The organism is Pseudorhodobacter sp. (assembly GCF_030452865.1).
Classification (GTDB): domain Bacteria; phylum Pseudomonadota; class Alphaproteobacteria; order Rhodobacterales; family Rhodobacteraceae; genus Pseudorhodobacter.
The window spans coordinates 1-6712 of record NZ_JAKDLJ010000189.1 but is presented as its reverse complement, the minus strand read 5'-3'; the positions used below and the strand labels follow the sequence as shown (position 1 = coordinate 6712).

Annotated in this window: 7 protein-coding genes; 6 read left to right on the top strand and 1 reads right to left on the bottom strand. The window is 57.2% G+C overall.

The annotated features are described in order from the left end of the window. Positions 1–94 precede the first annotated feature (94 nt). Complete coding sequence (locus L0H65_RS11785; RefSeq protein ID WP_301459225.1) at positions 95–1159, top strand: type I restriction enzyme HsdR N-terminal domain-containing protein; 1065 nt, start codon at positions 95–97, stop codon at positions 1157–1159. Between the two features lie 5 nt (positions 1160–1164). Here the strand turns inward: L0H65_RS11785 and L0H65_RS11780 are convergent, their stop codons facing one another. Then, complete coding sequence (locus L0H65_RS11780; RefSeq protein ID WP_301459223.1) at positions 1165–1854, bottom strand: rhomboid family intramembrane serine protease; 690 nt, start codon at positions 1852–1854, stop codon at positions 1165–1167. A gap of 95 nt (positions 1855–1949) precedes the next feature. Here L0H65_RS11780 and trpS point away from each other — a divergent pair, with 95 nt between their 5' ends. The 5 genes from trpS (at position 1950) to L0H65_RS11755 (ending at position 6502) form a co-directional block, all read left to right on the top strand. Beyond that, complete coding sequence (gene trpS / locus L0H65_RS11775; RefSeq protein ID WP_301459221.1) at positions 1950–2996, top strand: tryptophan--tRNA ligase; 1047 nt, start codon at positions 1950–1952, stop codon at positions 2994–2996. A 95-nt stretch (positions 2997–3091) separates the two neighbouring features. Next, positions 3092–4348 (top strand): Hsp70 family protein, encoded by a 1257-nt coding sequence (locus tag L0H65_RS11770; RefSeq protein WP_301459219.1) that lies wholly within the window; start codon positions 3092–3094, stop codon positions 4346–4348. A 54-nt stretch (positions 4349–4402) separates the two neighbouring features. Continuing rightward, positions 4403–5269 carry a branched-chain amino acid aminotransferase gene (locus L0H65_RS11765; protein WP_301459218.1) on the top strand — a complete coding sequence of 289 codons (867 nt, stop codon included), beginning with the start codon at positions 4403–4405 and terminating at the stop codon, positions 5267–5269. Positions 5270–5278: 9 nt separating this feature from the next. Beyond that, on the top strand, positions 5279–5971 hold the full coding sequence (locus tag L0H65_RS11760; RefSeq protein ID WP_301459216.1) for a site-2 protease family protein: 693 nt from the start codon (positions 5279–5281) through the stop codon (positions 5969–5971). Between the two features lie 75 nt (positions 5972–6046). Next, entirely contained in the window at positions 6047–6502 is a 456-nt protein-coding gene (locus tag L0H65_RS11755; RefSeq protein ID WP_301459214.1) for a universal stress protein, read from the top strand. The last annotated feature ends 210 nt before the right edge of the window (positions 6503–6712 follow it).

Genomic DNA, 6712 nt, shown 5'->3' with positions numbered 1-6712 from the left:
TACTCGGGATTGAATGAGAATTTCTGATTATCAACTTTGACTTGCCAACACCAATCGCACAGTTTCATATGGAGGTATCAGCGCAGAGGTGATCATGGACTTTATTGAACGTGTTAAAGACCTGTCGAAACGATCAAAGCACGCAACCAAACTTGCTTTGACGGAGGAGGCGACAAAAACCTCTGTTGTGTTGCCACTAATCCAGACATTGGGGTTTGACGTTTTCAATCTTGAAGAGGTCGTTCCGGAATTCATCGCTGATGTCGGCCTCAAAAAAGGTGAAAAAGTTGATTTTGCGTTGAATATTGACGGAAAATTATCGGTGTTGATTGAGGTCAAGCCGATTTCTATGTCACTGGGTTCCGCGCAATTCAGCCAGCTCTATCGCTACTTCGCAGTAACATCGGCCCGACTCGCAATCCTTACAAATGGTAAGGAAATTTGGTTCTTCTCTGACGTTGATGAGCCTAATAAGATGGACAAGAAACCATTTTTCACTTTTGACCTTCAATCACATGATGAGGGTCAAGTGCAGGAGTTTTCGCGATTTCAGAAAGATACCTTCTCAATTGATACGATTTTGGAGGCTGCGTCCAACCTGAAATATACTTCGGCGGCAGCAAGCTATATCAAAAAACAACTTGTCGATCCTGACGAAGAATTCACGAAATTGGTTGGGAGGCAAATCTACGATGGGATGTTGACGAAAGCCGTCGTCGAAATGTTGAAACCCGCGATTCAATCAGCACTCGACGACGTTATCCGTAACCGAATTCAGGACAAGCTGAATGTTGCTTTTCGTCCAGAATCTTCACCGCAAGAATCTGTGGGGTTGAGGACTGTTGAAGTAGCTGATCCTCCAAGCGATATAATCACGACTGAAGAGGAGGTTCAGGCGTTCATGATTGTTCGGGCGATTTGCGCGAAATCTGTCGCAATAGACCGGATCACCATGCGCGATGCAAAAACCTACTGCAGCGTCTTTTTGGACGACAACAACCGTAAACCTATCTGTCGGTTCTATTTCAATGCCAAGAACAGCAATTCAATTGGAATTTTTGATGGCCAAAAGGCCGAAACCAAACATCTGATTCAGACATTGTCCGACATTTATCAATTCGCATCGGACATTGAGGCGGCGGCAACCGCCCATGGGTAGCCCCCTCACCCCCTCTGCCGTATCTTCGCCCGCACCCTGCCCCAACCTCCGGGGCTGACGACAAACGACAAGAGGAACCCCGCGAAGAAACCGGCGAGTTCGGCGACCCAATCCCAGCCGCCGCCGAACAGCAATCCGAACAGCAGTTGGATCCCCATCAGCATGGCGATCAGCGCAAACGCGCGGTATTGGCTGCTGCCGGTGCCTGCCAGATTGGTCCACAAAAGGAAGGTAAACGCGCCGATAAGGCCGTAGACCGGCGGGTAGCCTCCGATCAGCGGCGCGTGGATCACGGGAACGGCGGTATAGGCCAGCGCGCCCGCCACAGCCGCGCCGAAGAAAACCAGCAACACCGCCCAAACGCGAAACACCTCCCCCACCATTTTGCCCAGGGCGAGCAGGAATACGACAACAAACAGCGTATGCGTGACGTTGTAATGCACCAGCGGATAACTGATCAGCCGCAGCATCCCTTGTGGCGGGTAACTCCCAAGCTCCAGCATCTGGCGCATGTAATCGGGCGAAAAGCCAAAGCGTTGGATCGCATCCAGCCGCCAGCCCACGCCCTGCGCGCCGCCGACAAACCCCGACGCGGCGAGGTTGACCACCACCTCCATCGCGATGATCGGCAGCGCCAGCAACCAGATCACGGGCGGCAGCGGGTTCAGCGGGGCGGCGTTCGGATCGCTTTGCATCGGGCCTCAAGAAGTTACCGAGGGCTGCCAGATTGACGCCCCGTCACGGCAAGGGTAAGCCCTTTGCAACACAGTTTCCAGATGGAGTATGACTTATGGCTGAGCCGGTCCAAACGCCTCAGGCTTTTTCCCCGCGCATCTTTTCGGGCATCCAGCCTTCAGGCGGCTTGACCCTTGGCAATTACCTTGGCGCATTGAAGCGTTTTGCCGAAAAGCAGAATGAGGGGATCGAGACGATCTATTGTCTTGTGGACATGCACGCCATCACCGTCTGGCAAGACCCGGCGAAACTGCGCCAGCAGACGCGCGAAGCAGCGGCGGCATTCATCGCTTCAGGTGTCGATCCGGCGCGGTCGATCCTGTTCAACCAGTCCCAGGTGACCGCCCATGCCGAATTGGCGTGGATTTTCAATTGCGTGGCGCGGATGGGCTGGATGGGCAGGATGACCCAATGGAAGGACAAGACCGCAGGCAAGGATACCGAAAACGCCTCGCTTGGCCTGTTCGCTTATCCCGCGCTGATGGCGGCGGATATTCTGGCCTACAAGGCGACGCATGTTCCGGTAGGTGACGATCAAAAACAGCATCTGGAATTGACCCGCGACATCGCGATGAAGTTCAACAATGATTTCGGCGTCAACTACTTCCCGATCACAGAACCGATGATCGAAGGGGCAGCGACGCGCGTGATGAGTCTGCGGGACGGCAGCAAGAAAATGTCGAAATCCGACCCGTCGGACCAAAGCCGCATAAATCTGACCGACGATGCCGATACGATTGCCAAGAAGTTCCGCAAGGCCAAGACCGACCCGGAACCCCTCCCGCACGATCTGGATGGGCTGAAGGACCGGCCAGAGGCGCGCAATCTGGTGAACATCTACGCAGCCCTGGCGGGGATCACGCCGGAAAAGGTGCTTGAAGACCACGGCGGCGCGCAGTTTGGTGCCTTCAAACCGGCGCTGGCGGATCTGGCAGTGTCCGTGATGGGGCCGATCACGGCGGAAATGAACCGTCTGATGCAAGACGCAGCAGAAATTGACCGCATACTTGGTGAAGGCGCGGACCGCGCCAACGCCATCGCCCGCCCGATTGTCGATCAGGTCTATGATATCGTGGGAATGATCCGGTCGCGGCCTGTTTAGGGTTTCTGGTCATGTCACCAAAGGAATCGCGGCTTTACACCCCGCGCAAGAAACCCTAAACCACGCGCCTTTCCCAACCGGCCCAAAGGCAAGACATGGCAGAGGCATTGCAGGTTTGCGGCGTGGATTTCGGCACGTCAAATTCGACGGTTTCCGTGATGCAGAACGGGCGTGCGCAGTTGATTGCGTTGGAAAGCGGCTCTGTCACCTTGCCTTCTGCGGTGTTTTGGGATGCGGATGGCCTGCCCCCCGTCTTTGGCCGCGCTGCAATAGCCGCCTATACCAGCGGCGAAGATGGGCGCTTGATGCGCGGGTTGAAATCGGCGCTCGGATCGTCGCTGATCCATGAAAAGACACGATTGGGCACTCGCTCGGTTGCTTTCACAGACATTCTGGGGCGATTTATCGGGCATATGCGCGACAGGTTAGAGGCAGTGCAACCCGGTACGCGCCATGTCGTCATGGGCCGCCCGGTGCATTTCGTCGAAAACGACGCCGAAGGCGACCGCGCGGCGCAGAATGTATTGGAGCAGATCGCGCGCGATGTCGGCTTTGAGCATATCGCCTTTCAGTTTGAACCCATCGCTGCCGCGCTCCACTACGAATCCAGCGTGGATGCGGAGGAGTTGGTGCTGATCGTCGATATCGGCGGCGGCACCTCTGACTTTTCGATCCTGCGGGTTTCGCCGGAGGGGCGCAGCCGGGCGGACCGAGACGCGGATATCCTGGGTAGTCACGGGATTCGCGTCGGCGGCACCGACTTTGACCGATTGCTTTCGTTGACACAAGTGATGCCGACGCTTGGCCTTGGCTCTCTGATCAACAAGGGCAAGACGCCGATGCCGATGCACTACTACATTGACCTTGCGACATGGCACCGGATCAACTTTCTTTATGCAGGCCGCGCGCTGACCGATCTGGGACAGATCAAATATGATGCAGCAGAGCCCGTCCTGATCGACCGGTTGATCCGAGTGATCGAAAAACGGCGGGGTCATTCCATCGCGATGGCGGTGGAGGCGGCGAAGATCGAGTTGTCGGAAACACTGGCAACGCCGATTCGGCTGGCAGATATGATCGGGGTGGACACCGAGGCAAGCCGCACGACTTTTGAAACTGCGGTGGCGAAACCTGTGAACCGGATTTCCGATGCGATTGCGGAGGTTCTGGCGCGGGCGGGGCTTCGCGGCGATCAGATCGGAACGGTATTCATGACCGGCGGCTCCTCCAGCCTGCCGACCATTCAGGACACAGTGCGCGCGGCTTTGCCCGGCGTGCGGCTTGCGACCGGGGATTTGCTGGGGAGCGTCGGCACCGGACTTGCGCTGGATGCCGCAAGGCGCTTTGCCTGACTGGACGGGATGCGCCATCGGTGCTTTAACAGTCGCAACGCGAAAGGACAGATCATGGCAATGGGCAAGAACTCCCGCACCTATTTTGAAGGCAAATGGCATGAGGGTAATATCGCCGTGATGCGCGCCGCCGATCATGGGATTTGGCAAGGCTCGTCAATCTTTGACGGCGCTCGCTTTTTTGACGGGGTGGTGCCTGATCTGGCGAAACACTGCGCCCGCGCCAATCGGTCCGCCGAAGCCCTGATGATCACCCCGACAGTTGCGACCGATGAGATGGAGGCGATCATCCGCGACGGATTGCGCGCCTTTGGTCCCGGCGAGGCGGTCTATGTCCGCCCGATGTATTGGGCGATTGACGGGTCTGAACTGGGGGTGGCACCCAAGGAAAATTCAACTGCATTTTCAATCTCGCTTGAGGAAGTCGCGATGCCTGCATTTGAAAATGCAACCACGCTGACCAAAACCCGCTTTCGCCGCCCGGTGTTGGAGGACAGCGTTTGCAACGCCAAGGCAGGCTGTCTTTACCCCAACAATGCGCGGATGCTGATGGAGGCGAAAGCCAAGGGCTTTGGCAATGCGCTGGTGGCCGATGCCTTGGGCAATGTGGCGGAGACTGCCACGGCCAACGTGTTCATGGTCAAGGATGGTGTCGCATTCACCCCGATTGCCAATGGCACATTCCTTTCCGGCATTACCCGCGCCCGCCACATCACCAACCTGCGCGCCGATGGGGTGGAGGTGGTGGAAACCGTGCTGGGCTTTGACGATTTCAGCGCCGCGGATGAGGTGTTCCTGTCCGGCAACTTCGCCAAGATCACCCCCGTAAAGGCGTTTGACCACAGCCAGTACCAGATCGGCCCGGTCACCCGCCGCGCGCGCGATCTCTATTGGGACTGGGCGCATAGTGCCGGGGCGTAGGGACAGGGCATGTTCGGCAACGACAGCAGCTTTTATACCTTCTACACCCGGCTTGGCTTCCCCGTAGAAATCCGGCGTTCTATCGTCATTCTGATCGGAATTTATGTAATCTTTTCCGCCCATTCGACGCGAGCGATCATTGATGCGCTGATCCTGGTCGGCTTGTTGCTGCTGTCGATCTTTCTGCATGAGTTGGGCCACGCCTGGGGCTGCCGGGTGCAGGGAATTGCGGTGCGCCGTATCGTGATCTTTGGCGGTGGCGGCTTTTGTGAACATCGCCCATCGACCTATAAACAGGACGAGTTGATCGTACCGATGGGTCCGATTGTGAACCTGGCACTTTGGGCCATCGCCTCACTTGTCGCGAACTGGGGTTATGGGCAGGCGACGGATCAGACCGGGTATCTGACGTTTGAAGTGCTCTATTGGCTCGGAACTTTTGCGTTTCTCAATCTGGCGCTGTGCATTTTCAACATGGTGCCGGTGCAGCCGCTGGATGGCGGCAGGTTGCTCCACATCCTGCTGCGCAAGATCATGCCGCCGGTTGCCGCCCTGCGTCTGACCGGGGGGGTCGGGCTGGTGTTTTCGGTGCTGTGGATCCCGGCAATGATCTTTGTGTTCATGACGACCGGCTGGCTTTTGTTCTACTTTCCGTCGATCAAGCAGCATCTGGCGATGTGGCAGGGCAAACATGCGGCGTGACGCCGCTTCAGCCACGAAGGCTTGCCAGCAGGGGGGCATCTCGTCCATTATCCCGCTGCAACGGCGGGGAATGACATGCGCAAGTTTATGGTGGTGCTGGACGACAGCCGTGAGTGTTTGAATGCAATGCCCTTTGCCGCATTGCGGGCGGCCCATACCGGGGCAGGCGTGCAGATCCTGTCTGTTATCCCACCGGAGGAATTTCAGCACTGGATGGGTGTCGCCGACCTGATGCGTGCCGAGGCGCGCGAACGGATCGAAGCGCATTTTGAGGTGTTCGCAAAATGGATGCGCGACAAGCAGGGCGTGAACCCTGAACTGGTCATCCGCGAAGGCGACCCCGCAACCGAGATTCTGGCGCAGGTGCGCGAAGATCCGCAAATCGGGGTGCTGGTTCTGGGTGCCGGCAATGACAAAAGCGGCCCCGGCCCGCTGGTCACGCAGATGAGCCGGAATTCCGGCGCGCTGCCGGTGCCAATCACCATTGTTCCCGGTGACATGTCTAAAGAGCGTTTGGAGAAGATCACCTGACGGCAGGTCGCCGCGCGACATGACAGCCAGGGCCGGGCGTTGCCCTTGACCGAAATTGCGGTATTGTCGGGATCAACAGGGTCATTTCCCGGTTTGACGTGCCTTCCCCCGGTGAATAGGCTCCGTTTTGCGCTATTTTAACTACGTCGAGTTTTTTGTGATGCTGGCCACGGTGATCCAGTGGCTTGTGCTTGCCTCCATCACCGGCGT